The sequence below is a fragment of the Providencia sp. AGC89 genome, assembly GCF_053543535.1.
In genome coordinates, this window is sequence record NZ_JBIXLP010000096.1 from 1 (window position 1) to 26,960 (window position 26,960).

Consider the following 26,960-nt stretch of genomic DNA (forward strand, 5'->3'; position numbering starts at 1 on the left):
GTATAGCTGCATACTTCAAGGTGGGTGGATGTCGATTTTTACAGGTGCTTTGAAGAATGCGAAGCAAACATGCAAATTCATCGGTTATAAATTATTAGTACGTTCACGATAGGGTAGGGGAAATGGTCAAGGTATCTTTGCAAAAAGACAAAATAAAATTTTTACTGCTAGAAGGTGTGCATCAAAGTGCGGTTGAGAACCTAAAAGCAGCAGGTTACACCAATATTGAATACCACAAAAGCGCGTTATCCGACGAAGAATTAAAAAAAGCGATTAAAGATGCACGTTTTGTTGGTATCCGTTCCCGTACTCACCTTACTGAAGAGGTTTTTGCGGCAGCAGAGAAATTAGTTGCAGTCGGCTGTTTTTGTATCGGGACTAACCAAGTTGATTTAGATGCTGCGGCAAAACGCGGTATTCCAGTATTTAATGCGCCATTTTCCAATACTCGTTCCGTTGCAGAAATGGTGTTAGGTCAACTATTACTGTTATTACGCCGTATTCCCGAAGCGAATATGCAAGCACACCGTGGGATATGGGAAAAACAAGCTAAAGGCTGCTTTGAAGCTCGTGGTAAGCGTTTAGGGATTGTTGGATATGGTCATATTGGTACTCAGTTGGGGATCTTAGCTGAAGGGATCGGTATGAATGTTTTCTTCTATGATATAGAAAACAAATTGCCATTAGGTAATGCAACTCAGGTCCGTTCTTTAACTGAACTGCTTAATATGAGTGATGTCGTGAGCTTACATGTACCTGAAACAGCAAGCACCAAAAATATGTTTGCTAAAGAGCAGTTTGACCGTATGAAGCCGGGTTCTATTTTTATTAATGCTTCTCGAGGTACAGTGGTGGATATCCCAGCATTGGCAGCTGCGCTGGAAAGCAAGCATTTATCAGGTGCTGCCGTTGACGTATTCCCAACAGAGCCAGCGGCGAATAATGACCCGAACGACCCGTTTATCTCTGAATTAATTAAATTCGACAATGTGATTTTAACACCGCACATTGGTGGCTCGACTGAAGAGGCTCAGGAAAACATCGGGTTAGAAGTTGCAAGTAAATTAGCAAAATACTCAGACAATGGTTCAACGTTATCTGCTGTTAACTTCCCTGAGGTTTCACTGCCAGTACATACCGAGGATACTAACCGTTTCTTGCATATTCATGAAAACCGCCCAGGTATTCTTAATAGCATTAACCAAGTATTTACGGAGAATAATATCAACGTAGTTGGGCAGTATTTACGTACAGCTGGTAATGTTGGCTATGTGGTGATCGATGTGTTAACGCAGAGCCCAAGTCAAACAGATGATGCCTTAGCTAAGCTAAAAGCACTGCCAGGCACTATCCGAGCACGTTTGCTGTTCTAAATTAGCATTGGTTGCTTTTACTTGATGATGATGGCGCAGGTATTAATTACCAGCGCCATATTTTTTGTGGCGTAATAATTTCAGGTAACGGAATATCCCAGTGCGCTACGGGAAGTGCCTCGACCTGCTGGCAATCATGGGCTAAGCCGATGGGGTAAAAACCGGTTTGTTGCCAATGAGCTAATGTCCTATCATAAAACCCACCCCCCATTCCTAATCGCTGCCCTTGGCTATCAAAAGCCACAAGGGGAATGAACATGATATCCAGTTTTTCTATAGGGAGTACATCTTGTACATTGAGTGGGGGTTCATCAATATTAAAGCGGTTTTTGACTAACTGTGTTTTTGTGTGATAGCGAAGAAAAAGTAAATGATGGCGGCTGAAAGGGTGTAAAACAGGAAGGTAAACCTGTTTGCCTTGTTCCCACAGTGCACTAATTAATGGCCTAGTATCAATTTCACCATCAAACGAGAGAAATAGGGCGATGCATTTCGCTGAGTTAATCTTTGGGTGCTGCAAGGCATTCTTCATGACCAGTTGAGCGGCTAACTGTTGTTGTTTCGTGGTTAATTGACGACGAGCCTGACGGATGGATTGGCGTACTTGCTGGCGTTGTGTGGAAAGGGCATCTTGCATATGAAAACCTACTCTATCAGCAATAGGAAATAATTAACTATTTAGAGTATATCGCAAGGCGAAAATTATTGTAGAAAAGTAAATCGTCTGAATCAATACGACGTTGTATTATTGGTGTGTGTTATTAAAGGTAAATAGGAATACAGTAGAGGGTCTCCAAGATGCCGTTGTAGGCTGTAACCCTTGAACCCTTGGTTCAAGGTGAACGCAGTTTAGCAACCTTTAGGCTTCCTGAACGAATCAGGCATGCTCACCAGCGCAATAACCACATTCTGTTTGGTAGAAATATCGGCTCAGGGGACTCGCCCACTCACGCGCATCTCAGAGAAATTTGGTTTGAGTACTTTCGTTACCCAGTGATTTCATTGTACAAAACTAGATTTAAAATGCAACCTTAATTTTGGATATTTTTTTCTACTAGTGTCTGATTAATAAGCGAATTTACTCTAGGGGCAATACTTGCCTCTCAGTAATTTTTACCTGATCATGCAACGCTTGTTCAATAGTATGTTGCAACATTTTTATCTTTTCTTCCATATTATAAGCATAATCACGCGTTTTTGTCTTTTCTTGTGCTAATTCGTGACAGACGTTCAATGCTACGATAAAAATAAGTTGTTCCATATTGGTGACACCGCTTCTATCTTTTAGGTTCTGCAAGCGCTGTTCTAATTCTTTAGCCGACTCAAGAAGGGCTTCCTTTTGTTCTGCAGGGCAGTTGACTCGCAGTGAGCGCCCAAAAATTTGAATGTCGACAGGTTGTGCGGACATGTTACCTCCATACTGAATAATGTTCGCCATAAATACAACATATTTGGCGCAATTAATAGATAAGACAAAAGCATACTGGTCTAGCGGCTATCCTTGATGGTAGCATATCACGAATCATAAGCTAACATGACGAATTCAGATGTCTATACAAAAATCTTTACCAAACTATGAAACACTGGACAAACTGTTACAACAGCACTCAATAGCACTTACCGCAGCTGAAATCCATGGTCTAATAACGGGGTTAATTTGTGGTGGTAGCCGTGATCATAGCTGGCAAACATTAGTCCATGACCTTGCTAACGATGGTTTAGCATTTCCTCAAACAATTTCACAGCCACTACGTGATTTATTTGACACCACTTTTGAGTCGCTAGATGACAGTGAATTTGCATTTACTATGCTATTCCCTGATGAAGACGCCTCTATTTTTGACCATGCAGACGCATTAGCGGGTTGGGTTAATCACTTTTTATTAGGCGTTGGGGTGGCTCAACCCAAACTGGCGGATAAAAAAGAGATTGCAGAAGTTATTACAGATTTACGTAATATCGGAATGCTTGGGTATGACGAAGACGAAGACCAAGAAGAGCTTGAGCAAGCGCTAGAAGAAGTGGTTGAGTACGTCAGGGTTGCGGTACAGCTATGTTATATCGCATTAGTTGAGCCAAATAAAGGCCCAACAGCGGTTGAGAATAATAAGCCTATCCTTCATTAATTCTAATCGCGTCAGTTTTACACATGAGCTCTGTTTTATCACTAAAATAGGGGAACTTAGAGCTGGTTTATCCAGCTTTGGGTCATTGTCGCCAGCGCGTATTGTTCGCTAGCATAATATTAGCAACATCATAATTCAGATAATAAGGCAAAAACGGTATGAATAAACAGGAATTTATTTCTCGTCGTAACGCATTATTGGCAAAAATGCAGTCAGGTAGTGCAGCAATTATTTTTTCTGCCCCGCCTGCACAGCGCAATGCGGATTGTGAATACCCTTATCGTCAGCACAGTGATTTCCTTTATCTGACCGGTTTTAGCGAGCCTGAAGCTATATTAGTCTTAATTAAAAGTGATGAAAAACATAGCCATACTGTTCTTTTTAATCGGGTCCGCGATTTAACAGCTGAAATTTGGTTTGGGCGTCGTCTTGGTCAAGAGGCCGCTCCTGAAAAGCTAGGCATTGATAAAGCCTTACCATTTAACGAAGTTGAAGAGCAGTTGTATCAGTTACTCAACGGATTAGATGTGGTTTACCATGCTCAAGGTGAATTTGCTTACGCAGATAAACTCGTTTTTGATGCACTAGATGTTTTACGTAAGGGAAGCCGTCGTAATCTGCGTGCGCCAGAAACTATGGTGGATTGGCGTCCGATTGTGCATGAAATGCGTTTATTTAAATCGGAAGCAGAAATTAATACGATGCGCGAGGCAGGGCGGATTTCAGCCCTTGCACATATCCGAGCAATGGAAACTTGTCGGCCAAATATGTATGAATACCAGTTATGCGGTGAGTTAGAGCACGAATTTACCCGTCATGGTGCACGTTTCCCTTCTTATAATTCTATTGTTGGAAGCGGTGAAAACGCGTGTATTTTGCATTACACCGAAAATGAATGCCAAATGAAGGATGGTGAGCTGGTATTAATTGATGCAGGGGCAGAGTTTGAGGGATATGCGGGGGATATTACGCGTACATTTCCTGTTAATGGCAAATTTAGCCAAGCTCAGCGCGAAGTCTACGATATCGTGCTGAAAGCTCTAAATACCGCATTAGAATTGTATCGCCCGGGAACGAGTATGCATGAGGTTACTCGCCAGATTGTGCGTATCAAAACCGAAGGCTTAGTGGCCTTAGGTATTTTACAAGGCGATGTCGATCAATTGATCGAAAACAAAGCATATCAAGCTTTCTTTATGCATGGTTTAAGTCATTGGTTAGGGCTAGATGTGCATGATGTCGGTTTTTATGGGACCGATAGAGACCGTATACTTGAGCCTGGGATGGTATTAACCGTCGAGCCTGGTTTATATATTGCACCAGATGCTGATGTGCCTCCTCAATACCGTGGTATCGGCATACGTATTGAAGACGATATTGTGATCACTGCAGAGGGCAACGAAAATCTGACAGATCTGGTCGTGAAAGACCCAGATGAAATAGAAGCTTTAATGTTGCAAGCAAAACAGCGTTTGGTTTAAAAAGAGTTATTAATAAAGGTAAGAAATAACGCATGAATGTGATTATCGTGGGGGGCGGAATGGCGGGCGCGACGTTAGCACTCGCTATTTCTTCCCTTAGCCAAGGAAAGTTATCGGTTTCACTCATCGAGGCCGCTTTACCGGAAGGCAAGCACCCAGGGTTTGATGCTAGAGCCATTGCATTAGCACATGGTACTTGCCAGTATTTATCAAAAATAGGGGTGTGGCCTGCATTCTCAGATTGTGTGACACCGATTAATCACGTTCATGTTTCTGATAGAGGGCATGCGGGTTTTGTCAATATTGCCGCAAAAGATTATCATATTGCCGCATTGGGTAATGTGATTGAGTTACATGAGGCTGGAACCCGTTTATTCTCCCTTCTGCGTAAAGCGCCGGGGGTGACATTATACTGCCCCGCCAAAGTCGAAAGTGTTCATCGTGAACAAGGCTCTGTTAGCGTGACTTTGGACAATGGTGATACAGTAACTGGTCAATTATTGGTTGCCGCTGATGGTAGCCATTCTGCGATTGGTAAAGCATGTAACATACAATGGCAACAAGATGATTATGGGCAAGTAGCCATCATCGCTAATGTGAAAACGGCGGTTGACCCAAAAGGCCAAGCCTTTGAACGCTTTACTGAATTTGGCCCCCTTGCACTATTACCTATGTCACAAGGGCGTAGCTCTTTGGTTTGGTGCCACCATCAAGAACAAGCTGATGCCATTAATGCATGGGATGATGCAACATTCATTCACAGGCTACAACAAGCATTTGGTTGGCGTTTAGGTGAGGTTGTGATGGCCGGTAAGCGTCATTGCTACCCATTAGTATTACGCAAGGCACTGACACCGGTCAGCCACCGAGTGGTACTGGTTGGTAATGCAGCACAAACATTACACCCTATTGCAGGGCAAGGCTTTAACTTAGGGCTCCGTGATGTTATGCAATTAGCTCAAACGGTGGTGAATGCACATGCTGATAATCAAGATATCGGCAGCTATTCGTTGTTAAGTCAGTACCAACAAATACGGGCTCTCGATAGGGACAAAACCGTCACAATGACCGATGGGTTAGTACGCATATTTGCTAACCGTTGCTTACCACTGATTGTTGGCCGTAATTTAGGCTTAATGGCAATGGAAATGTTGCCACCCGCTCGCGATGTTTTGGCGCGCCAAACATTGGGTTGGGTTACACACCAATAACCACGAAATAGAGAGGAAATTAATAACATGCAATCATTTGATGTGGTTATCGCTGGCGGGGGTATGGCTGGACTTGCGCTGGCTTGTGGTTTAGAAGGCAGTGGCCTACGTATCGCTGTGGTTGAAAATACCCCCCCTAAATGCACATTTTCAGCGGCAGAACCTTACGCATTAAGAGTGTCGGCAATTAATGCAGCGAGTGAGAAATTACTTACTCACTTAGGTGTTTGGTCAGCTATTAAAGAAATGCGAGCCTCAGCTTACGGTGGTATGGAAGTCTGGGATAACGACAGCTTTGGCCGTATTACATTTTCTGCTAACGAACAAAATTTGACCCATTTAGGTCATATTATTGAGAATAATGTGGTGCGAGATGCTTTATGGCATAAAGCGTCTCAACTAAGGGATGTAACGTTATTAGCGCCTGCAGCGATAAAAAAAGTGGCTTGGGGGGAAAATGATGTTTTTATCACATTAGAAGATGAAAACATGCTGACGGCAAGGCTAATAGTTGGGGCTGATGGGGCAAACTCATGGTTACGTAGCCATGCTGATATCCCGCTGACTTTTTGGGATTACGAGCATACTGCGCTTGTTGCAACGATCAGAACCGAAAAACCCCATGAGGGGATCGCAAGGCAAGCTTTTAATGGTGAAGGCATTTTAGCGTTTTTACCTTTAAGTGACCCACACCTTTGTTCTATTGTTTGGTCACAAGGGGCAACGGAGGCTGCAAGGCGACAAACGTTAGATAAGGCAAGTTTTGATAAAGAGCTCGCAGTGGCGTTTGATTTACGTCTTGGTCTTTGCCAATTAGAAAGTGACAGGCTAACAATACCATTAATAGGGCGTTATGCTAGGCAATTTGCCGCTCAACGCTTAGCTTTATTAGGTGATGCGGCACATACTATCCACCCATTGGCTGGTCAAGGCGTTAACCTTGGTTTTATGGATGTGGCGATGTTAATTGGTGAAATTAAACGCTTACATCGGGAGGGTAAAGACTTTGGCCAATATCTCTACTTGCGTGATTATGAGCGTAGTCGAAAACACAGTGCTGCATTGATGCTAGCGGGGATGCAAGGTTTCCGAGAGCTATTTGAGGGGAATAACCCTGCGAAGAAACTGCTGCGTGATATTGGTTTAGTTTTGGCTGATAGTTTGCCGGGTGTTAAACCCCAGTTATTGAACCATGCTATGGGGTTATCTGATATGCCTAAATGGTTGGAAAAACTATCATTAGAAGAGTCGCTCTAATTTCTTGTTCAGTAAAGGTATAGCGCCAGTTATACCTTTATCTTGTCATATTAAATTCCAAGTCTGTTAATACATATTCTGTTGCCAGAAATAACTCGTATTGTTTAATCCCTGATCCTGCCATGGTCTTTCGTTTAATTTGCTATTTGGGCGCAGTATTATTTTCACAGTATGACTGAAAAAAACTAATTGCAGCTACATTTCGCATTAGTTTTACTTATTTTGCTCGTTGGGTTTTGCTCTCCAATTTTATTCATAAAGAATATAATCTGGTTGCTTTTTAATCTATCCTGCCTTGATTGTAAGCATTTTGAGTGATCATTCTCAATTATTTAACAAAAAGCACTGGTAAAAGTAGGATGTAATCAGTAATACAGTGGAGCAGTAGCCCTATTTTTTTTTATAGAATCTAGCCGCGAACAATGGTAGGTTTTTAAAAATGTTATCGTTTGCGTCAGGTTAGTAATGCCAATTGATTAATCGATAATAGGTATTCTTAACCACGCAATCACCCTGTCATATAAATAATGTAAAGAGGGTATTCATGGTAAAGCAAACAACACTATATGAAGAGCATATAGCCTGCGGCGCAAAGATGGTGGATTTTCATGGCTGGATGATGCCGTTGCATTATGGTTCTCAAATCAATGAACATAATTTCGTCAGAACCGATGCAGGGATGTTTGATGTTTCCCATATGACTATTGTCGATTTACATGGTGAAGGTTGTCGTGACTTTCTTCGTTATCTACTCGCTAACGATATCAATAAACTTACAGAGAAAGGTAAAGCCTTGTACACGGGTATGTTAAATGCATCCGGTGGGGTTATTGATGACCTGATTGTTTATTATTTGGAAGAGGGTTTCTATCGTTTGGTGGTTAACTCTGGGACAAGGGATAAAGACATCGCATGGATTGAGCAGCACGCAGCGGGTTATGCTGTCGAAATTCGTGTACGGGATGATTTAGCCTTATTGGCAGTTCAAGGCCCTCAAGCTCAGCAAAAAGTACACTCCTTGCTCAGTGATGAGCAAAATAAAGCCATTGCTGGCATGAAACCTTTCTATGGTGTCCAAACAGGGGATTTATTTATCGCCACGACAGGGTATACCGGTGAAAAAGGTTATGAAATTGCGATGCCGAAAAATCAAGTTGTTGGTTTTTGGCATAAGTTATTAAAAGCGGGTGTCCATCCTGCTGGCCTTGGCGCACGTGATACATTGCGTTTAGAAGCAGGTATGAATCTCTATGGCCAAGATATGGATGAAAGTATTTCCCCTCTAGCCGCGAATATGGGGTGGACGGTTGCTTGGAAACCGGAAGACCGCCAATTTATTGGGCGTGAGGCATTAGAACAATTACGCGAACAAGGAACTGAAAAACTCGTCGGTATTGTGATGCGTGAAAAAGGTATACTGCGAGCAGGGCAAGTGGTCCGCTTTACTGATGAATTGGGTAAATTACAAGAGGGGGTAATCACGAGTGGTTCTTTCTCTCCAACTCTCGGATTTAGTATTGCGTTGGCGCGTGTCCCTAACGGAATTCAAGACAAAGCGATTGTTGAAATTCGACATCGAGAAATGCCAGTTGAAGTGGTTAAACCGGGCTTTGTCCGCGAAGGTAACTGCTTAGTGTAATTTGGGGTAACCCGATAAACAAATTTTAAAATTGAGAGGCAAATAATGAGCAATACACCTAAAGAATTATTGTATACCCGTGAACATGAGTGGCTGCGTGATGAAGGTAACGGTGAGTATACCGTTGGTATTACTGAGCATGCGCAAGAAACTCTGGGTGATATGGTGTTTGTTGATTTACCTGAGGTTGGTAGCGTGGTTAGCGCAGGTGATGACTGTGCTGTTGTGGAATCCGTAAAAGCGGCATCTGATATCTACGCACCTTTGAGCGGTGAAATTGTTGCAGTTAATAGCGACCTGAATGATTCACCTGAACTAGTAAATGAACAGCCTTATCAAGAAGGTTGGATTTTCCGAATTAAAGCGTCGGATACCTCTGAGCTGGCGGACTTAATTGATGCGGCGGGTTATATCTCAATGATTGAAGTCGAAGAATAATTTATTCGTCATATTTTGTGTTGTGGCGGTGTTGGCTGCACTCGACAACTCGGGTCACATACTAGTGTATGCTCCCCAAGATTGTCTCCGCTTGCCGCCTAGCCACAACGCAAACTATTTAGAATAAATACTTTCAGTATGAGTTATAAGATGAATTATTTATAGGGTTTATTAATACGTTTGTTTTGTGGGTGTTGGCTGCACTTGACAACTCGGGTCACATACTAGTGTATGCTCCCCAAGATTGTCTCCGCTTGCCGCCTAGCCACAACGCAAACTATTTAGAATAAATACTTTCAGTATGAGTTATAAGATGAATTATTTATAGGGTTTATTAATACGTTTGTTTTGTGGGTGTTGGCTGCACTTGACAACTCGGGTCACATACTAGTGTATGCCCCCCAAGATTGTCTCCGCTTGCCGCCTAGTCACAAGATGAACTATTTAGAGAGTTGAAAAATATAATTAGCAAGCAACAAGTCGTTACCTCGCAAGTTCCGTAATAACCGCCCTACAACTTATGCATAGCAGACAAAGGATGGGAACACAGATATGTCGATGTCACTGAGTCAATTAGAAAACCGTTCAGAATTTATTTCACGCCACATTGGTTCATCAGAACAACAAATAAAAACCATGTTAGATACTGTGGGTGCAACCTCATTAGATGCTTTGATGGACAAAATTGTTCCTAAAGCAATTTTACTTTCAGAGCCACCAAGAGTAGGTGGTGGGGCAACTGAACAGGAAGCTTTAGCTGAATTGAAAGCTATCGCATCACTGAATAAACGCTTTAAAAGTTATATTGGGATGGGTTATGCACCCGCGGTGCTTCCCCCTGTTATTTTGCGTAACTTATTGGAAAACCCCGGTTGGTACACAGCTTACACGCCATATCAACCTGAAGTTTCACAAGGCCGCTTAGAATCATTACTTAATTTCCAGCAGTTAACGATTGACCTTACCGGATTAGACTTAGCATCAGCCTCATTATTAGATGAAGCGACTGCGGCGGCTGAAGCCATGGCGATGGCAAAACGAATTAGTAAGTTAAAGAATGCTGAACGTTTCTTCGTTGCTGATGATATTCACCCGCAAACCCTTGACGTTGTAAAAACACGAGCCGGTACCTTTGGTTTTGAAGTGATTGTTGATAGTGCAGAAAAAGTTCTTGAACATGAAGGGGTGTTTGGGGCCTTGTTACAACAAGTGGGCACAACCGGTAATATCCATGATTACAGTGAACTATTCGCAACGTTAAAACAGCGCCAAATCGTTAGCTGTGTTGCTGCAGACATGATGGCATTAGTGTTATTAGCTGCACCGGGTAAACAAGGGGCCGATATCGTATTTGGCTCAGCGCAGCGTTTTGGTGTACCTATGGGCTATGGTGGTCCACATGCAGCTTTCTTTGCTTGCCGTGATGAGTTTAAACGTGCAATGCCGGGGCGTATTATCGGTGTGTCACGCGATGCCGCGGGGAATACAGCATTGCGTATGGCGATGCAAACCCGTGAGCAGCATATTCGTCGTGAAAAAGCGAATTCAAATATTTGTACCTCACAAGTTTTGTTAGCCAATATTGCGGCTATGTATGCGGTTTATCATGGTCCTGAAGGTTTAAAAATGATTGCTGGGCGTATTCATCGCTTCACATCAATCTTTGCTAAAGCTTTAGCCGAAGCGGGTTTCTCATCACGCCATAAAACTTGGTTTGATACTTTAGCAGTTGAAGTAGAAGATAAAACCGCAGTATTAGCCCGAGCAGAAAAAGCAAACATCAATTTACGGACGGATATTCGTGGAGCCGTGGGGGTCACCTTTAGTGAAGTCACCACTCGCCAGGACTTAAATGAGCTGTTTACGGTGATCACGGGTATTGACACTAAATTGGATTTTGAAAAATTAGACCAATCTGTTGCAAATCAAGAACACGCCATTCCAAAATCTATGCAACGGGCAGATGAAATCTTAGTTCATCCGAATTTTCATCGCTATCACAGCGAAACAGAAATGATGCGTTATATGCATAGCCTTGAGCGTAAAGATTTAGCGTTGAACCAAGCGATGATCCCGCTGGGGTCGTGTACGATGAAGCTTAATGCAGCCGCGGAGATGATCCCGATTACATGGCCAGAATTTGGGGAGCTACATCCATTCTGCCCTGTGGACCAAGCACAAGGCTATCATCAAATGATTGAACAGCTTTCTCATTGGTTGGTGCAATTAACGGGTTACGATGCGGTTTGTATGCAACCTAACTCAGGTGCACAAGGGGAATATGCAGGGCTGCTCGCTATCCGCCGTTATCATGAAAGCCGTAATGATGGGGGGCGGAATATTTGTTTGATCCCAGCTTCCGCTCATGGAACCAATCCAGCGTCTGCCCATATGGCAGGTATGGAAGTCGTGGTTGTACGTTGTGATGATGAAGGGAATATCGACTTAGACGATTTACGCGATAAAGCGCAGCAATATAGTGATGTACTTTCTTGTGTCATGGTGACTTATCCATCTACACATGGGGTTTATGAAGAAAGTATTCGCGAAGTCTGTGAAATTATTCATCAATATGGTGGACAAGTTTACCTTGATGGAGCAAATATGAATGCTCAGGTTGGGTTAACGACACCGGGCTTTATTGGCGCGGATGTGTCTCACTTAAATTTACATAAAACATTCTGTATTCCTCATGGTGGTGGCGGTCCAGGTATGGGTCCAATTGGGGTGAAAAAACATTTAGCTCCGTTTGTACCAGGGCATTCAGTAGTTGAACAAGAAATGGTCACAGACCAAGGTGCAGTTTCTGCTGCTCCATTTGGTAGCGCTTCTATTTTGCCCATTAGCTGGATGTATATCCGAATGATGGGCTCTTATGGCTTACGCAAAGCGAGCCAAGTGGCTATTTTGAATGCGAACTATATTGCTAAACGCCTTTCCAGCCGCTATGACATTTTATATACAGGGCAAGATGGTTACGTTGCTCATGAATGTATCGTTGATTTACGCCCAATTAAAAAGGATACCGGCATCAGTGAGCTTGATATAGCTAAACGGTTGATTGACTATGGTTTTCATGCCCCAACCATGTCTTTCCCTGTGGCAGGCACGTTGATGATAGAACCAACGGAATCGGAATGTATCACTGAAATCGACCGTTTTATTGAGGCGATGTTAGCAATACGGGATGAGATTGACCAAGTGGTTGAAGGGCAGTGGACGCTTGAGGATAACCCTCTGGTGAATTCTCCTCATGTCCAAACCGAGCTAACGCAAGAATGGCCTCACAGTTATAGCCGTGAATTGGCTGTGTTCCCGACGGCGCAAACCAAAGCTAATAAATATTGGCCAGCGGTTAAACGTCTTGATGATGTGTATGGCGACCGTCATTTACATTGCTCGTGTGTTCCGATTGAAGAGTATATGTAAGATATAGTTTAAAGTGCTCATATCATGTTGAGCACTATCAATAAATTAGTTATAAGGCTTGAACTCAATATTAGACTGAGTCAGGCCTTTTTCTTTAATATATTCACATGATAAATTAAGGTGAATACTGGGTGATCCCCGTATAGTTTTTACCTTGATAAACTTTCTCAACGTCACCGGTCGGTATTGTTACGCGATAAACCCCGCCATTTAGGTCTGCGACATACATTAATTGAGCAGGTTTATCATAAGTGAGACCGATAGCTTCTTTGAAACCACGGCTGATAACTTTGTGATTATTGACGCCATGCGCCGTCACATTTGCACAATTTAAACTATTACCATCCGGTTCGGCACCTCTATCCGTCCAATATAAAAGACAGGCTTCTTCATCAAGTAATAGGTCAATAGGCTCAGGTAGGCGATCAAGTAATAGTTCAATATCAGTTCGGTTCTCGGGTGGTTGCTGAATGTTTGGTTTTAGTGGTGCTCTGAAAATACGACCAAGATTACCTTTTGGCGTCCCTTTTTGTGTCCAATAAACCCAATTGTTGGGAATATCTAAAGAAATACCGACACACTGGTCTAAAATATCAACTTGGTTTTGCTTATTTCTGGGCCTTGCCACATGAGTTTGCAAGTTTGAGCCATCGACATGGCAAGAAGCAACTTTTCCCCCTTCGCGATCACACCAATATAGCTTTTGATTGATTAAATCGAGTTGTAGCTGTTTTGGTGTTCTGACATCTCCATGACCTAACAACATTTTTCGCCCACTACCATCGAAGTTCATTACGTTAATTGAACCATCATCAGCGTCATAATCCTCTCCCATATTACTCCAATAAATTAATTTATTCGTTGGGTCGACGGCGATACCATCTGGTGTTCCACCTAATTGTTCTATTAGGCATGTAATTTGATAGGTTGATTTATTAAACTGAATAATGGCTGGAGAATGGACATCAAGTAACAATAGATAAGGGGATGAGCTAATTTTATTCATTGGCATATGTCACCTAATTGATAATCAATACATCACGTGAATGTTTGTTTAAACCATAGGTAACATCTTATTAATTAGCAAACTATTAAATGTATTAAAAATTAGTTTTGAAGGAGGTTATAGGATTTTTATAAGCGACCGTTAAGCCGCTTATCGGGAATTACAGTAACCAGCCTTTTTGCTGGGCTTGCTCTAACTGTAATTTAAGTTGTTGATAAAAATCAGGAAGAATTTGCTCTATATAATCACATTTACTGATTACTTGCTCAAGACGGATGTTGTTTTCAACCCAGCTTTGCCCTTGATTATGTAAATTCATCAGCATTGGCATAGCCCTATCAATCGCATTGGCGTAAATGGACTCAGGAGTTTCAAGCGCATCATATTCATTCCATAATGCTAAAAGCGTTTCAGCTTGCGGGCTAGGCAATAGGTTGAAAATACGATTAGCCGCTTTAACTTCTTCTTCATGGATAGCGTCACGAGCAGCATTATCGAATACCATGACATCACCTGCGTCAATTTCAACTATGTCGTGAACTAATGCTAATTTAATCGCATGCTCAATGTTAACACCTTGAACATAAGGGGCGAAGCTCATGGCTGCAACTGCAAACTGCCAGCTATGTTCGGCAGTATTTTCTTGGCGTTCGCGATTCAATAACTTATTTTTACGGTAAATACTTTTGAGCTTATCTAATTCCATTAAAAATTGGACGACCTCGGTAAAAGCCCCAAACTTGATAACCTCAATAGGCTCGTTACCTAATACAGATGACATAAAAACCCCAACTATTTTTCTTCTAATGAATATGGCAACGGTACGATAGTTAAATGGCTTTGCTCATCACCCATAACGCGAAAAACACTGTCAGGTTCCATATCGTTATTCATAATGATTTGCACATATATTTTGCCATTCCCTAAGCGAACCGTGGCAAGAACTGTCCCAGTACGGCGCCATTTATCGCCGAGTTGCCATTCAACGCCTTCACCAATATTTGGGAGTGTTGAACCTGTTCCTTTTAACAAATACATTGCGCGTTTATTGGCACCACGAAATTTGGCCCTAGCGACCATTTCTTGACCCGTGTAACAGCCTTTTTTAAAGCTAATTCCATCAGGAAGAGCTTGTAAATTAGCCGCTTGAGGTAAGTGTTGAGCGCTATTTTCTTGGTCTATAACGGCAAAGCCTGCTTCGATATCGAGTGCTAACCACTGTTCATCACTGACTTGTGGGGCACCGAGTGTCTGCACTATTGTCTGTGCTGTTGCCTCTGTTGTAACCACTAAAAAACGTTCTGTAGGTAATGAAAAATAGAGTAAAGTCGAATCACCGTCAGTGACTACTTGGTTTTGTTCGTCAGGTAAAACGCTAAAGACTGCTGAAAGTGCTGCTCTTGCTCCTTTACCCGCTACCCCAAGTAGCTTAAGCTCATTTTTTTTCTCAAATGTTACTTTGGAAAAAACTGCATATTTTTTGAGTTCAGCGAGTTGCGTATCAGCAATACTGCTTCTTAATAAATAAGAGAACCCTTCTAAATGATGGAATAACCGCAGGTCACTCCACATTTTACCTTTTGGGTCGCAATGGGCAGTTAATGCATGTGATTGAGTGAGTGTGGCAACATCTGCGGTCACTTGGCCTTGTAAATATTTTTCTGCGTCTAGGCCATGAAGGTGGATAAGTTCCCAGTTTTCCAGTGAAATCAAAACGAGCGGTAAAGAGTGTGATTCAAAGGGAAATTGTTGTGTACTATCAATATCAATTTGGGTAGTCATGATTTCACCTGTTGTTCTTTGATAGATAAAGGTGCTTAATGGTAAAATAGCTAGATAACATTGCAAGTAGTTATTATGATACCACGGGTATTATTGAGTATTTTTTTGTTATCTGTTTGTAGAAAAACGGCATTTTACTACTAAAATTACAACAATGTAGCCTATGGCATGTTTTCTCAGTAGATAATCTGTTAGAGTATTGAAAATAATCAATCTTATCAGTTAACTGCAACAAAAGGTCGTAGTGGAATGGATATTGAGAACAAGGCGCGAATTCATTGGGCTTGTCGCCGCGGTATGCGTGAGCTAGATATTTCAATCATGCCATTTTTTGAGTATGAATATGATAGTCTGACAACCAATGATAAACAGGTGTTTGTCCGTTTATTGGAGTGTGCGGACCCTGATTTATTTAACTGGTTAATGAATCACGGTCGCCCAGATGACGACGAGCTATTTCGTATGGTAAAACTGATTCAGGAAAAAAATAAAAATCGTGGTCCTGTGGAAATCTAATCTTTCCATTTCATGGAAAACACAGTTTTTTTCAACCTGTGTTCATGGGGCAGTAGGCATGTTTTTGCTTGTTGCACCATGGGCACCGGCTCATTCAATGATATGGTTGCCACTTCTTGCGGTTGTGGTGGCTAGTTGGGCAAAAAGCCAAAAGAACATCAGCAAAATAAAAGGGGTTGCTGTGTTGGTTAATGGTAATAAAGTCCAATGGAAAAAGAATGAATGGAATATTGTGAAAGCACCTTGGTTGAGCCGCTATGGCATCTTATTGTCATTAGAAGCTTTACAAGGTAAGCAACAAAAAATTCACCTATGGGTTGCTAAAGACTCTGTTTCTGAGGAAAGTTGGCGTAATTTGAACCAATTATTACTTCAATACCCTGATATTTAAGGCTACTGAAAAACAAGTAGCCGTAAAGAACCTTAGTCACTTATGTTCATGTATTACAGGGAAGCTTCGATTTCTTGCAAAATTTGCACACACCATTGCGCAATGCGCTCATCGGTCTGCTCAAATTGATGAACTTCATCTAATGCTAGCCCAACAAATTTATCACCCTGTTCATTTAAGGGTTTTGGGCTTTCGAATTCATAGCCATCAGTAGGCCAAAAACCGACAAATTTGACACCTGTTGGTTTTAATTGGTGGTATAACATGCCCAAGGCATCAAGAAACCATTCGCTATAATCTATTTGATCTCCTAACCCGTACATAGCAACAATTTTATTTGCTAAGTTAAGAGTGGGAAGCGCTTCCCAAATTTCTAGCCAATCTTCTTGTATTTCACCAAAATCCCACGTTGGTATTCCCAAAATAAGAACATCATACTGTTCCATTTCAGTTGGCGGTGTATCGTTAACGTTATGCAGTGTGACGAAATCATCGCCCAGAATATCACGTATTTTTTCTGCAACCATTTCGGTATAACAGGTACTAGAACCGTAAAAAAGACCTATTTTCATATATATTGTTACTATGTCCAGCTATGGTTTTCATCACAAGAGATGTATTGTAACAGAAGCAACTACATTCAGGCATAATAGAATTGTGTGGTCTTACCCTAAGGAAGCTCATTTTTCGTGGAAATAAAACAACTTAATCCATTAATTGAACAATTTCTTGATACCATTTGGTTAGAACAAGATCTTGCCGAAAACACTTTGGCATCTTATCGTAATGACCTTCAGTCGTTAGACAACTGGCTTGATGCTCACCAATTGTATTTAGAAAGTGTTCAGTCAATTGACCTGCAATCTTTTTTAGCAGAACGCATTGATGGCGGTTATAAAGCGACCAGCTCTGCTCGCCTATTAAGTGCTATGCGTAGGTTATTTCAGTATTTGTATCGTGAAAAAATACGTCTCGATGACCCATCTGCGGTTATTGCAGCACCCAAAATTCCTCAGCGTTTACCTAAGGATTTAAGTGAGCGGCAAGTCGAAGATTTATTGAATGCACCCGCAACAGAGGATGCGCTTGAGTTACGAGATAAAGCGATGTTAGAAGTGTTGTACGCTTGTGGTTTGCGAGTATCTGAATTGATAGGCTTAACATTTTCAGATATCAGTTTACGTCAAGGTGTCATCCGTGTGGTAGGTAAGGGTGATAAAGAAAGATTGATTCCATTGGGAGAAGAGGCAATATACTGGCTAGAAAAATATATTGATGAAAGTCGTCCTGAACTATTGAATGGCAAAACCAGCGATATTTTATTTCCCAGTAAGCGTGGCACTAAAATGACACGGCAAACTTTTTGGCATCGGATAAAATATTATGCAGTACTTGCTCATATTGATACTGAACTACTCTCACCTCACGTACTGAGGCATGCATTCGCAACCCATTTATTGAACCACGGGGCGGATTTACGTGTTGTGCAAATGTTATTAGGTCATAGTGACTTATCCACAACACAAATTTATACCCATGTTGCCACAGAACGGTTACGCATGTTACATGAGCAACATCACCCAAGGGGGTGATGTATGATTAAAGGATTATCTATGAAACGCAAATTGTTATTATTGGCTGCCGCGTGTATTACGGCATTTACAGCGACAGTATATGGCGCAACCGAAGAAAAAGTGATCCGCGATACGTTAGAAAAATACGATATGTCGGTTGAGGCAATTAAACCCTCACCAATAGTCGGCTTGAATGTCGTTGAAACAACAACTGGTATTGTTTATATCACTGACGACGGTAAATATTTACTGCAAGGGCCGATTTATGACATGAGTGGCAAAAACCCAGTCAATATTAGTAATCAGCCACTGATGAAAAAAATTGAAGCACTAAAAAATGAAATGATTATTTTCAAAGCGCCTCGAGAAAAATATGTTGTTACTGTCTTTACCGATATTAGCTGCGGTTACTGTAAAAAATTGCATGAATCTGTTGGTGAGTTAAACAGTAAAGGGGTTACGGTTCGTTATCTTGCATATCCGCGTCAAGGCGCTGATAGCGACGTAGGTAAAAAAATGGCATCAATATGGTGTAATGGTCTCCCTCAAAAAGCCTTGACTCAGGCATTTAAAGGGGACGAAATTGCGATGATTGATGGTTGCAAAATTGACTTAAGCAAACATATGAATGTCGGCAATTTATTTAAAGTCACAGGGACGCCTGCCATCATATTACCAGACGGCCAAATGTTACCCGGTTTTCTTAAGCCAGATGCTCTTATCCAGTTACTTGACCAAAAATAGTTAATTATTGTGAATGTAGAAACGTTATTACAACAAAGAACCCAAGATAACTCGGCTGTCCAATTACCTGGTTTACCGGAGCTGTTACAGCGCATTTATCGGCATCGGGGGATCACGGACATAACGCAATTAGAACGTAAAGCGTCTAATTTATTGGACTATCGTTCATTAGCTGGTATTGGGGATGCGTTATCACTGCTTTATCGCGCATTGGTTGAACATCAGGCGATCACCATCGTTGGTGATTTTGATGCAGATGGGGCAACGAGCACGGCATTAGCTATCCGCGCCTTAAAAGCGATGGGCTATGCAAACCTTAATTATATTGTTCCTAATCGTTTTGAAAATGGCTATGGTTTAACGCCGCTTGTTGTTGAAGAAGCTTATAAACGCGGGACAAATTTAATTATTACTGTTGATAATGGTATTTCATCTCATGAGGGAGTTGCCGTAGCTAACCAATATGGAATAAATGTCATTATTACGGATCACCATCTGCCCGGCGAAGTTTTACCTGCAGCTGATGCAATTATTAACCCAAATCTAAATGATTGCCGTTTTGCGTCCAAATCACTCGCTGGTGTTGGCGTGACCTTTTATTTGATGTCTGCATTGCGTGCACATTTACGCCAACAAGGGTGGTTTACGCAACAAGGTCTTAGTGAGCCTAATTTAGCAGAGTACCTTGATTTAGTCGCATTAGGGACTGTGGCAGATGTGGTTCCCCTTGATACCAATAATCGCATTTTAGTTCATCAAGGTTTAAACCGTGTTAGAGCAGGCCGTTGCTGTGTTGGTATTAAAGCATTAATTGAAGTTTCTAAACGGGACTTATCTAGGTTAGTCGCAAATGATTTCGGTTTTGCACTTGGTCCAAGGCTAAACGCTGCGGGTAGGTTAGACGATATGTCCGTGAGTATTGAGTTATTATTAACAGATGATATGGCCCATGCTCGGGAGCTTGCTAACGAACTTGATGGTTTAAACCAAACACGTCGCGATATTGAAGCAGGGATGCAACAAGAAGCATTGGTTCTGTTTAATAAACTTGAATACGGTAATAACCCATTGCCTAATGGATTAGCGATTTACCATCCTGAATGGCACCAAGGTGTTGTTGGGATTTTGGCTTCAAGGATAAAAGAACAATACCATCGCCCGGTTATTGCTTTTGCACCGGCAGGGGATGGGATATTAAAAGGGTCAGGGCGTTCAATTCAAGGTGTACATATGCGAGATGCTTTAGAGCGGCTAAATACCTTACAACCTGGGCTGATGCAAAAATTTGGTGGCCATGCCATGGCGGCTGGGTTGACTTTGGACGTCGATAAATTTGATATTTTTAAACATCATTTTGAACTATTAATGGGTGAACTCATTCAGCCCGAGCAGCTTTCAGGCGTAGTTTGGAGCGATGGTGAGTTATCGCGCCATGAATTTTGTTTAGAAACAGCTGAGCTTCTTCGTGAAAGTGGCCCATGGGGGCAAGCATTCCCTGAACCTGTATTTGACGGGCATTTCCAGTTGCTACAACAAAGGTTAGTTGGGGAGCGTCACCTTAAATTGATGTTAGAACCTGTTTGTGGTGGGCCTATGCTAGATGCCATCATGTTTAATATTGATGTTCGCCGGTGGCCTGATAACAGCATCAAGAAAGCAAAAATTGCGTTTAAACTTGATGTAAATGAATACCGTGGGCAAAAAAATGTCCAGTTAATGGTTGAACATATTTGGCCGGATTGAGCTAACAAATAGCCAGAGAAATAGCGTTTGATGCCGCTATAAACCTGAGATAAATTCCGTTATACTAAACGGTTTGTAAATAAAAATTTTATTTTTGACTAACCATAAGATATTGAAAAATGACGTTTGAAATAAACCCAGTAAAAAGTAAGATTCAGGACCTGTCTGAACGGACAGAGGTTCTGAGGGGGTATCTTTGACTATGATGCCAAGAAAGAACGCTTAGAAGAAGTCAACGCTGAACTTGAGCAACCAGATGTCTGGAATGAACCAGAAAGGGCTCAGGCACTTGGTAAAGAACGCTCATCCCTTGAAGTTATCGTAGAAACGATTGACCAGATGGTTCAAGGCCTTGAGGACGTAGAAGGTTTATTGGAGTTGGCAGTTGAGGCCGACGATGAAGATACTTTCAACGAAGCCGGTGCTGAGTTAGAGCTACTACAAGGTAAGTTAGAGCAGCTCGAATTCCGCCGTATGTTCTCAGGTGAGTATGACAGCGCTGATTGCTACATTGACTTACAAGCAGGTTCTGGCGGTACTGAAGCGCAAGATTGGGCAAGTATGCTGTTACGCATGTATTTGCGCTGGGCAGAGTCAAAGGGCTTTAAAACCGAGATTATTGAAGAATCTGATGGTGATGTTGCTGGGCTGAAATCTGCAACGGTCAAAATTATTGGTGACTATGCCTACGGGTGGCTAAGAACGGAAACCGGGGTTCACCGCTTAGTGCGTAAGAGCCCGTTTGACTCAGGTGGGCGCCGTCACACCTCTTTTAGTTCTGCGTTTATTTACCCTGAAGTGGATGACGATATTGATATCGACATTAATCCAGCGGATCTGCGTATTGATGTATACCGTGCTTCTGGTGCTGGTGGTCAGCACGTTAACAAAACAGAGTCAGCGGTTCGTATCACACACATTCCAACGAATATTGTGACTCAATGCCAGAATGACCGTTCGCAGCATAAAAACAAAGACCAAGCGATGCGCCAGTTAAAAGCTAAGTTATACGAACTGGAAATGCAGAAGAAAAATGCAGATAAGCAAGCGATGGAAGAGAACAAATCCGATATTGGCTGGGGAAGCCAGATTCGTTCTTATGTCCTTGATGATGCAAGAATAAAAGATTTACGTACTGGTGTGGAAACGCGTAACACGCAAGCCGTACTGGATGGTGATTTGGATAAATTCATTGAAGCTAGTTTAAAAGCTGGCCTGTGAGGAAAAAATGTCTCAGGAACAACAAGGCGCTGAACAAGCACCTGATTTGAATAACGAACTTAAAGCCCGCAAAGAAAAATTAGTGGCATTGCGTGAAAAGGGTATTCCATTCCCCAATGATTTTCGTCGTGAAAATATTTCTGACAAAATTCATGCTCAATATGATGATAAAACATCAGAAGAGCTTGAAGACTTAAATATTGAAGTGTCGATTGCAGGTCGTATGATGACTCGCCGTATTATGGGTAAAGCGTCATTTGCCACGTTACAAGATGTTGGTGGGCGCATCCAAATTTACGTATCTCGCGATGATTTAGCCGAAGGCGTCTACAATGAGCAATTCAAAAAATGGGACTTAGGTGACATCCTTGGTGCAAAAGGTCGTTTATTTAAAACCAAAACAGGTGAATTAACGGTTCATTGTCACGAAGTGCGTTTATTAACTAAAGCGCTTCGCCCTTTGCCTGATAAATTTCATGGGTTAGCAGACCAAGAAACACGTTATCGTCAACGTTATCTTGATTTGATTGCTAACGATGAGTCACGTCATACATTTATTGTTCGTTCGAAGATCCTTGCAGAAGTCCGTAATTTCATGGTGGATAATGGCTTTATGGAAGTCGAAACACCAATGATGCAAGTTATCCCTGGCGGGGCATCTGCTCGTCCGTTCATTACTCATCATAATGCGTTAGATATTGATATGTATTTACGTATTGCACCAGAACTGTACTTAAAACGGTTAGTTGTTGGTGGTTTTGAACGTGTATTTGAGATTAACCGTAACTTCCGTAATGAAGGGCTATCTCCACGCCATAACCCAGAGTTCACTATGATGGAACTCTATATGGCGTATGCGGATTACCGTGATCTGATTGCTTTAACTGAAGATCTCTTCCGTACACTGACACAAAAAGTGTTAGGGAATACGGTTGTTCAATATGGTGAGCAGCAGTTTGATTTTGGTAAACCATTTACTAAATTAACAATGAAAGAAGCTATCTGTAAATATCGTCCAGAAACTAATGTTGCTGACTTAGACGATATGGATAAAGCGGTTGCGATTGCTCAATCAATTGGTATCAAAATTGAGAAGAGCTGGGGTCTTGGCCGCATTCAATGTGAGATTTTTGAAGAAGTTGCGGAAAGTCATTTAATCCAACCAACTTTTATCACCGAATATCCGGCTGAAGTATCACCATTAGCGCGTCGCAATGATGATAACCCATTCATCACTGACCGTTTTGAATTCTTCATCGGTGGTCGTGAAATCGGTAATGGTTTCTCGGAATTAAATGATGCGGAAGACCAAGCAGAGCGCTTTGCCGAACAAGTTCGTCAAAAAGATGAAGGTGATGACGAAGCGATGTTCTATGACGAGGACTATGTTACTGCATTAGAACATGGTTTACCGCCAACAGCTGGTCTTGGTATTGGTATTGACCGTATGGTGATGTTGTTTACTAACAGTCATACAATTCGCGATGTTATTTTGTTCCCTGCATTACGTCCAAGTAAAGCTTAAATACTATATATGCCCAGTTAAATCTGGGCATTTTATTTATCCCCATCCTTTATACTCTTTTTATGCTTTATTCAAGCTCATCATTTTAGTTGTAAAATTACTACCTTGTTTGTTTTATATTGCAATGTCTCGTTTAAGTTTGCACATTTAATCGTTGTGTCTCTGCTAAATACGACGAATGAAACATATATTAAAATCAAAAATAAATTTGAGTTACGAATGGTATCAATTTAATATAAGTAATTCTGACAGATAGCTGGTATAATTGATGGCGCAAAATTACTGTTATACTAATGTGTGCTTCTATGCAACATATTGATTAAGTATAAGTTTTATTGTTTTTTTGCGAGGTTTGTAGCTAATGTTTTAAAGTGAACTGCATTTATTATGGATAGCTCCTCGCTATGCTAAAGCATTCTTTAACCCGTTGTTTGTAATAAAAATGAAAAATAGATTTGTTTTGCAAAGTGGATGACTGCTTTATTTGTTAGCAAGTGTTACAAAGAAATACTTAGAATTAGGCTTGACCTAAGATGTTATTAGACTGTTTGATTTACGATTAGGTTAACGGTTTAAATAATCTTTTGCTAACATAATATAATTAAAAAGCCTACTCATAGGTGTTGAGTTATCACTTATTTGGCGTATTAATGAGAATAAGCTCATAAAAATAACTAAAATGTAGCGATAAAATTATTTTGAAACTAAAATTAATTTAATCATAAATTTATGAGAACACTCTATTTCTACATTCGGGCTTATAGAAAATAGCTAATTTTTAGCTTACACTAGGTTTCTTGGACATCATTATAATAGCGAAGAAAAGTGCTGGTAAGGTAACCATATGTTTTTAAAAAATAAATTTTATGTTGCATCTTTGCTTATAGCAAGTACAGCTCTTCTTTCAGGTTGTACATTTGGCTCAGACACATACAATACAGCAACACCGAACACCCCAAGTAAGCAGGTAGTCAATACTAATACCGCTCAACCAGTAGCGGATGCAACCGCAACTCAAGGGCAGGTTGATGATTCTTACCCTGAATCTCAAAAAGTTCTAAATAATGCTATCGACCGCACACCAATAGCATCCACAAGTTATGGTGATAATGCGGCTAACCAGCAAACATTTGCTCATCTAAATACGTGTGTTAAAGAATTAAACGCATTAAAAACGCTCTCACCTAAAGATTACAATCGCTTAGTAGGTTCATTTAAAGAGGTTAGCGAAATCAACCGCCTATATCGACAAGTTGAAGGTACTGCTAGCCCCGACACAATTGAACTATTACAAATGGCAATAGAGTCTAAAACTAAAGTGTTGTGCGCAAAAGTTCGCTATAACTCAGTATTGTCTACCGAATCAACGTTGAAGAAAATTAGTGGATTATGAGAATAAACCTTAGGCTTTGTGTGTCGCTGGCACTTGTTACGACTTTTTTTAGTCATGCTCCAAAAGCAGAGCGCTTTAACAATGTTATTGATGATTTTGATACTTACCTTCAATTAGAAAAAGAAGGTAAGGTGCAAGAGCAAAAACAACAATTACCAGTTAATACACAAAACCAAGGTTATGATATCTTTTCTTCGCTATCTACGGTCCCTGCGCCAAATGAAAAACAAAAGTCTGCGGCAGCCAACAAAGGGACCAAAGGAAAGAACTCAGGGAAGAAAAAATCAGCTGCGGCATCAAACAAGAAAAATGATGTAGCGAAAACTGAGGCTGAAAATTCAGATACAACAACCTTTCCTGAAGTTTGTGCAGTGACAACCGAAAATGTGGTTGCACCTGTTTTATTGTCGTCCTATCCTTATTTTTTCCAGAGTAATCAATGGAATCCGGCCTATCTCGCGAAAGACTTTGCGAAATATCAACTTGTCCTCGATCCACTGGGTTTGTATTCATCTAAATATACGAAACCAACGGGTATTGATGCTTCAGCTTACCTTGAGCAATTAGCTAAACTTATTGAACGTCAGCAATTAACCAATTTATATAAATTTGGTATTGCGCAAGGGGTAGGGCAATTAATTGCGTATAACAACTTGTTGAACGATGATCAATTAGTCGCAGAACTTATTAATCATAATAAGAGTATTGCTCAGTTGACGCATACAATCACTGAGAAACAATTTGAGATTGATAAACTGAATGCTGAGGTGCTTAAAAATAAAGAGCAAATCGCACAATTACAGGCTGTATTAGATTCATCAGATGATCAATCGCTAATTGATACTTTGAATACTAAATTAGCTGAAGCGCAAAAAGCTATTGAGCAAAAACAAAATAGCCTTGAACAATTAAGCCAAGAAAACCAACAAACACAAGAAACCATTGCTCAACTTGAAAATCAACTGAATGATAGTATTACTGAGCAATCAAAACTTAAACAGCAATTGGCTGAGAAAGAACAATTATTTGTTGCAGCAAATCTGAAGATTGAACAACTTACAGCGGATATTGCTAAATTAGAGTTAGATGCGAAAAATCAATTACAGATGGCAGGTAATACTGATGAGCAAATAAAATCAGTCACTGCTGAACTGTTGCAGCAAAAAGAGTTGCTTAAGCAGAAAGAAAGTGAATTAGCAGCAGTACAGAGCCAAAAAGATGATGTTCAAGTGGCTTTGAAGGCGCAGCAAGATAGTGCGAAATTATTAGAACAACAAAACCAACAGTTGCAGTCGCAATTAGTTGAGAAAGAACAGTTAGCTGAGAAAATCCAGGCATCATTAGCAGAAAAAACACTTCAAGCAGAACAAAAAGCCGCTTTAGAAGTTGCATTAAAAGAAGCTCAAGAACAGCTTAACAATCACCAGACCACACAAAACACACTCGCAAAACAATTAGTAGATAGCGAAAAACAACAAGCACGATTACAGGCTCAATTAAGCCAAAATGAGCAGAATTACTCAGTTGCACAGGCCCAGTTAAAACAAGCCAACGCAGAACTGCAAAAATTGCAAGCGAATGTGGAAAAACAAACCGCCATGATGAACCAAGCCAGCGATGCTCAAGTGAAAGCGCTGACGGCGGATTTGAATAAGCAAATTATTTTGCTCAAGCAACAAGAAGAAGGCTTAGAAAAATCACAAGCTGAAAACCAAGCCACGCGTGAAGCGTTAGCCAAACAACAAGCAGCAGCGAAAGCTTTAGAGCAGCAGAACCAGCAGTTGGCGAAGCAGTTACAAGACAAAGCGCAGCAAGCCGATAAAATCCAAGCGTCATTGGCGGAACAAACCGCGAAATTAGCCCAGAAAGCGGCGTTAGAAAGCGAATTGGCGGCAGCGAAGAAACAGCTGGCAGAGCACCAAGCGGCGCAAAATGCATTATCGAAACAGTTTACTGACAGCGAGAAGCAGCAACTTGCGCTGCAAGCGCGTTTGCAGAAAAATGAACAGGATTACGCCACGGCACAGGCACAGTTAAAACAAGCCAATGCAGAGCTGCAAAAACTGCAAGCAAACATGGAAAAACAAACCGCCATGATGAGCCAAGCCAGC

23 protein-coding genes and 1 other RNA gene are annotated in these 26,960 nt (G+C 41.2%); 17 read left to right on the forward strand and 7 right to left on the reverse strand.

Annotated elements, in window-relative coordinates:
* The first annotated feature begins 122 nt into the window (after positions 1-122).
* On the forward strand, positions 123-1,373 hold the full coding sequence (gene serA, locus ACIPUA_RS23210; protein WP_042845062.1) for a phosphoglycerate dehydrogenase: 1,251 nt from the start codon (positions 123-125) through the stop codon (positions 1,371-1,373).
* Between the two features lie 46 nt (positions 1,374-1,419).
* Here the strand turns inward: serA and ACIPUA_RS23215 are convergent, their stop codons facing one another.
* The 3 genes from ACIPUA_RS23215 to zapA form a co-directional block, all read right to left on the reverse strand.
* Positions 1,420-2,010 (reverse strand): 5-formyltetrahydrofolate cyclo-ligase, encoded by a 591-nt coding sequence (locus tag ACIPUA_RS23215; protein WP_048607925.1) that lies wholly within the window; start codon positions 2,008-2,010, stop codon positions 1,420-1,422.
* A 149-nt stretch (positions 2,011-2,159) separates the two neighbouring features.
* A non-coding RNA gene (gene ssrS / locus ACIPUA_RS23220) (6S RNA) lies at positions 2,160-2,341 on the reverse strand.
* Between the two features lie 110 nt (positions 2,342-2,451).
* On the reverse strand, positions 2,452-2,781 hold the full coding sequence (gene zapA, locus ACIPUA_RS23225) for a cell division protein ZapA (protein ID WP_042845059.1): 330 nt from the start codon (positions 2,779-2,781) through the stop codon (positions 2,452-2,454).
* 139 nt (positions 2,782-2,920) lie between these two features.
* Here zapA and ACIPUA_RS23230 point away from each other — a divergent pair, with 139 nt between their 5' ends.
* The 7 genes from ACIPUA_RS23230 to gcvP all read left to right on the forward strand — a co-directional run bounded on the left by ACIPUA_RS23230 (position 2,921) and on the right by gcvP (position 12,954).
* Positions 2,921-3,499 (forward strand): YecA/YgfB family protein, encoded by a 579-nt coding sequence (locus ACIPUA_RS23230; protein ID WP_042845057.1) that lies wholly within the window; start codon positions 2,921-2,923, stop codon positions 3,497-3,499.
* A gap of 158 nt (positions 3,500-3,657) precedes the next feature.
* The gene (gene pepP / locus ACIPUA_RS23235; protein WP_042845055.1) at positions 3,658-4,980 is read left to right on the forward strand and encodes a Xaa-Pro aminopeptidase; all 1,323 of its coding nucleotides are present in this window, start codon (positions 3,658-3,660) and stop codon (positions 4,978-4,980) included.
* A gap of 32 nt (positions 4,981-5,012) precedes the next feature.
* Positions 5,013-6,191, forward strand: a complete 1,179-nt coding sequence (gene ubiH, locus ACIPUA_RS23240) for a 2-octaprenyl-6-methoxyphenyl hydroxylase (protein WP_042845054.1) — start codon at positions 5,013-5,015, stop codon at positions 6,189-6,191.
* Positions 6,192-6,218: 27 nt separating this feature from the next.
* Positions 6,219-7,448: an FAD-dependent 2-octaprenylphenol hydroxylase gene (gene ubiI, locus ACIPUA_RS23245; protein WP_449060208.1), complete on the forward strand. Its 1,230-nt coding sequence runs from the start codon at positions 6,219-6,221 to the stop codon at positions 7,446-7,448.
* 544 nt (positions 7,449-7,992) lie between these two features.
* The gene (gcvT, locus tag ACIPUA_RS23250; protein ID WP_042845051.1) at positions 7,993-9,087 is read left to right on the forward strand and encodes a glycine cleavage system aminomethyltransferase GcvT; all 1,095 of its coding nucleotides are present in this window, start codon (positions 7,993-7,995) and stop codon (positions 9,085-9,087) included.
* A 45-nt stretch (positions 9,088-9,132) separates the two neighbouring features.
* Entirely contained in the window at positions 9,133-9,525 is a 393-nt protein-coding gene (gcvH, locus tag ACIPUA_RS23255) for a glycine cleavage system protein GcvH (RefSeq protein ID WP_042845049.1), read from the forward strand.
* A gap of 552 nt (positions 9,526-10,077) precedes the next feature.
* Positions 10,078-12,954 carry an aminomethyl-transferring glycine dehydrogenase gene (gcvP, locus tag ACIPUA_RS23260; RefSeq protein ID WP_042845048.1) on the forward strand — a complete coding sequence of 959 codons (2,877 nt, stop codon included), beginning with the start codon at positions 10,078-10,080 and terminating at the stop codon, positions 12,952-12,954.
* A gap of 115 nt (positions 12,955-13,069) precedes the next feature.
* Here gcvP and ACIPUA_RS23265 read toward each other — a convergent pair whose 3' ends face one another.
* The 3 genes from ACIPUA_RS23265 to ygfZ form a co-directional block, all read right to left on the reverse strand.
* Positions 13,070-13,960 carry a hypothetical protein gene (locus tag ACIPUA_RS23265; RefSeq protein ID WP_449060209.1) on the reverse strand — a complete coding sequence of 297 codons (891 nt, stop codon included), beginning with the start codon at positions 13,958-13,960 and terminating at the stop codon, positions 13,070-13,072.
* A 160-nt stretch (positions 13,961-14,120) separates the two neighbouring features.
* The gene (locus tag ACIPUA_RS23270; RefSeq protein WP_042845046.1) at positions 14,121-14,741 is read right to left on the reverse strand and encodes an HD domain-containing protein; all 621 of its coding nucleotides are present in this window, start codon (positions 14,739-14,741) and stop codon (positions 14,121-14,123) included.
* 11 nt (positions 14,742-14,752) lie between these two features.
* Positions 14,753-15,742 carry a tRNA-modifying protein YgfZ gene (gene ygfZ / locus ACIPUA_RS23275; protein WP_129466207.1) on the reverse strand — a complete coding sequence of 330 codons (990 nt, stop codon included), beginning with the start codon at positions 15,740-15,742 and terminating at the stop codon, positions 14,753-14,755.
* Positions 15,743-15,991: 249 nt separating this feature from the next.
* Between ygfZ and sdhE the strand changes: the two genes are divergently transcribed.
* Positions 15,992-16,258: an FAD assembly factor SdhE gene (gene sdhE / locus ACIPUA_RS23280; protein ID WP_042845042.1), complete on the forward strand. Its 267-nt coding sequence runs from the start codon at positions 15,992-15,994 to the stop codon at positions 16,256-16,258.
* The gene (locus ACIPUA_RS23285) at positions 16,239-16,649 is read left to right on the forward strand and encodes a protein YgfX (protein WP_042845040.1); all 411 of its coding nucleotides are present in this window, start codon (positions 16,239-16,241) and stop codon (positions 16,647-16,649) included. Before sdhE ends, ACIPUA_RS23285 begins: the two co-directional genes overlap by 20 nt.
* 53 nt (positions 16,650-16,702) lie before the next feature.
* On the opposite strand, the gene fldB is transcribed toward ACIPUA_RS23285, so the two are convergent.
* Positions 16,703-17,221, reverse strand: coding sequence for a flavodoxin FldB (fldB, locus tag ACIPUA_RS23290; RefSeq protein WP_042845038.1), 519 nt, complete (start codon positions 17,219-17,221; stop codon positions 16,703-16,705).
* A gap of 117 nt (positions 17,222-17,338) precedes the next feature.
* Here fldB and xerD point away from each other — a divergent pair, with 117 nt between their 5' ends.
* The 7 genes from xerD to ACIPUA_RS23325 all read left to right on the forward strand — a co-directional run.
* On the forward strand, positions 17,339-18,241 hold the full coding sequence (gene xerD, locus ACIPUA_RS23295; protein ID WP_042845037.1) for a site-specific tyrosine recombinase XerD: 903 nt from the start codon (positions 17,339-17,341) through the stop codon (positions 18,239-18,241).
* Between the two features lie 21 nt (positions 18,242-18,262).
* A complete protein-coding gene (gene dsbC, locus ACIPUA_RS23300; RefSeq protein WP_042845413.1) occupies positions 18,263-18,967 on the forward strand; it encodes a bifunctional protein-disulfide isomerase/oxidoreductase DsbC in 705 nt (234 codons plus the stop codon).
* A gap of 9 nt (positions 18,968-18,976) precedes the next feature.
* Positions 18,977-20,710: a single-stranded-DNA-specific exonuclease RecJ gene (gene recJ / locus ACIPUA_RS23305; protein WP_042845035.1), complete on the forward strand. Its 1,734-nt coding sequence runs from the start codon at positions 18,977-18,979 to the stop codon at positions 20,708-20,710.
* Between the two features lie 119 nt (positions 20,711-20,829).
* Positions 20,830-21,931 (forward strand): peptide chain release factor 2 gene (prfB, locus tag ACIPUA_RS23310; protein WP_105881210.1). Its coding sequence is split into 2 segments (ribosomal slippage): positions 20,830-20,907 and positions 20,909-21,931, totalling 1,101 coding nucleotides; the frame shifts between segments, so codons are not numbered across the junction.
* Between the two features lie 7 nt (positions 21,932-21,938).
* Complete coding sequence (lysS, locus tag ACIPUA_RS23315; RefSeq protein ID WP_042845032.1) at positions 21,939-23,456, forward strand: lysine--tRNA ligase; 1,518 nt, start codon at positions 21,939-21,941, stop codon at positions 23,454-23,456.
* 844 nt (positions 23,457-24,300) lie between these two features.
* Positions 24,301-24,849 carry a hypothetical protein gene (locus tag ACIPUA_RS23320; protein ID WP_042845030.1) on the forward strand — a complete coding sequence of 183 codons (549 nt, stop codon included), beginning with the start codon at positions 24,301-24,303 and terminating at the stop codon, positions 24,847-24,849.
* A 20-nt stretch (positions 24,850-24,869) separates the two neighbouring features.
* Positions 24,870-26,960: hypothetical protein (locus ACIPUA_RS23325; protein WP_449060210.1), on the forward strand; the 2,091-nt coding region annotated here is incomplete at its 3' end.

Excerpts from the sequence above, each read along its gene's own strand:
- ACIPUA_RS23265 (WP_449060209.1), bottom strand. The coding sequence starts at position 13,960 with ATGAATAAAATTAGCTCATCCCCTTATCTATTGTTACTTGATGTCCAT.
- ACIPUA_RS23270 (WP_042845046.1), bottom strand. The coding sequence starts at position 14,741 with ATGTCATCTGTATTAGGTAACGAGCCTATTGAGGTTATCAAGTTTGGG.
- lysS (WP_042845032.1), top strand. The coding sequence starts at position 21,939 with ATGTCTCAGGAACAACAAGGCGCTGAACAAGCACCTGATTTGAATAAC.
- ubiH (WP_042845054.1), top strand. The coding sequence starts at position 5,013 with ATGAATGTGATTATCGTGGGGGGCGGAATGGCGGGCGCGACGTTAGCA.
- ACIPUA_RS23215 (WP_048607925.1), bottom strand. The coding sequence starts at position 2,010 with ATGCAAGATGCCCTTTCCACACAACGCCAGCAAGTACGCCAATCCATC.
- ACIPUA_RS23230 (WP_042845057.1), top strand. The coding sequence starts at position 2,921 with ATGTCTATACAAAAATCTTTACCAAACTATGAAACACTGGACAAACTG.
- zapA (WP_042845059.1), bottom strand. The coding sequence starts at position 2,781 with ATGTCCGCACAACCTGTCGACATTCAAATTTTTGGGCGCTCACTGCGA.
- pepP (WP_042845055.1), top strand. The coding sequence starts at position 3,658 with ATGAATAAACAGGAATTTATTTCTCGTCGTAACGCATTATTGGCAAAA.
- gcvT (WP_042845051.1), top strand. The coding sequence starts at position 7,993 with ATGGTAAAGCAAACAACACTATATGAAGAGCATATAGCCTGCGGCGCA.
- dsbC (WP_042845413.1), top strand. The coding sequence starts at position 18,263 with ATGAAACGCAAATTGTTATTATTGGCTGCCGCGTGTATTACGGCATTT.
- serA (WP_042845062.1), top strand. The coding sequence starts at position 123 with ATGGTCAAGGTATCTTTGCAAAAAGACAAAATAAAATTTTTACTGCTA.
- ubiI (WP_449060208.1), top strand. The coding sequence starts at position 6,219 with ATGCAATCATTTGATGTGGTTATCGCTGGCGGGGGTATGGCTGGACTT.
- fldB (WP_042845038.1), bottom strand. The coding sequence starts at position 17,221 with ATGAAAATAGGTCTTTTTTACGGTTCTAGTACCTGTTATACCGAAATG.
- ACIPUA_RS23320 (WP_042845030.1), top strand. The coding sequence starts at position 24,301 with ATGTTTTTAAAAAATAAATTTTATGTTGCATCTTTGCTTATAGCAAGT.
- gcvP (WP_042845048.1), top strand. The coding sequence starts at position 10,078 with ATGTCGATGTCACTGAGTCAATTAGAAAACCGTTCAGAATTTATTTCA.
- sdhE (WP_042845042.1), top strand. The coding sequence starts at position 15,992 with ATGGATATTGAGAACAAGGCGCGAATTCATTGGGCTTGTCGCCGCGGT.
- ygfZ (WP_129466207.1), bottom strand. The coding sequence starts at position 15,742 with ATGACTACCCAAATTGATATTGATAGTACACAACAATTTCCCTTTGAA.
- gcvH (WP_042845049.1), top strand. The coding sequence starts at position 9,133 with ATGAGCAATACACCTAAAGAATTATTGTATACCCGTGAACATGAGTGG.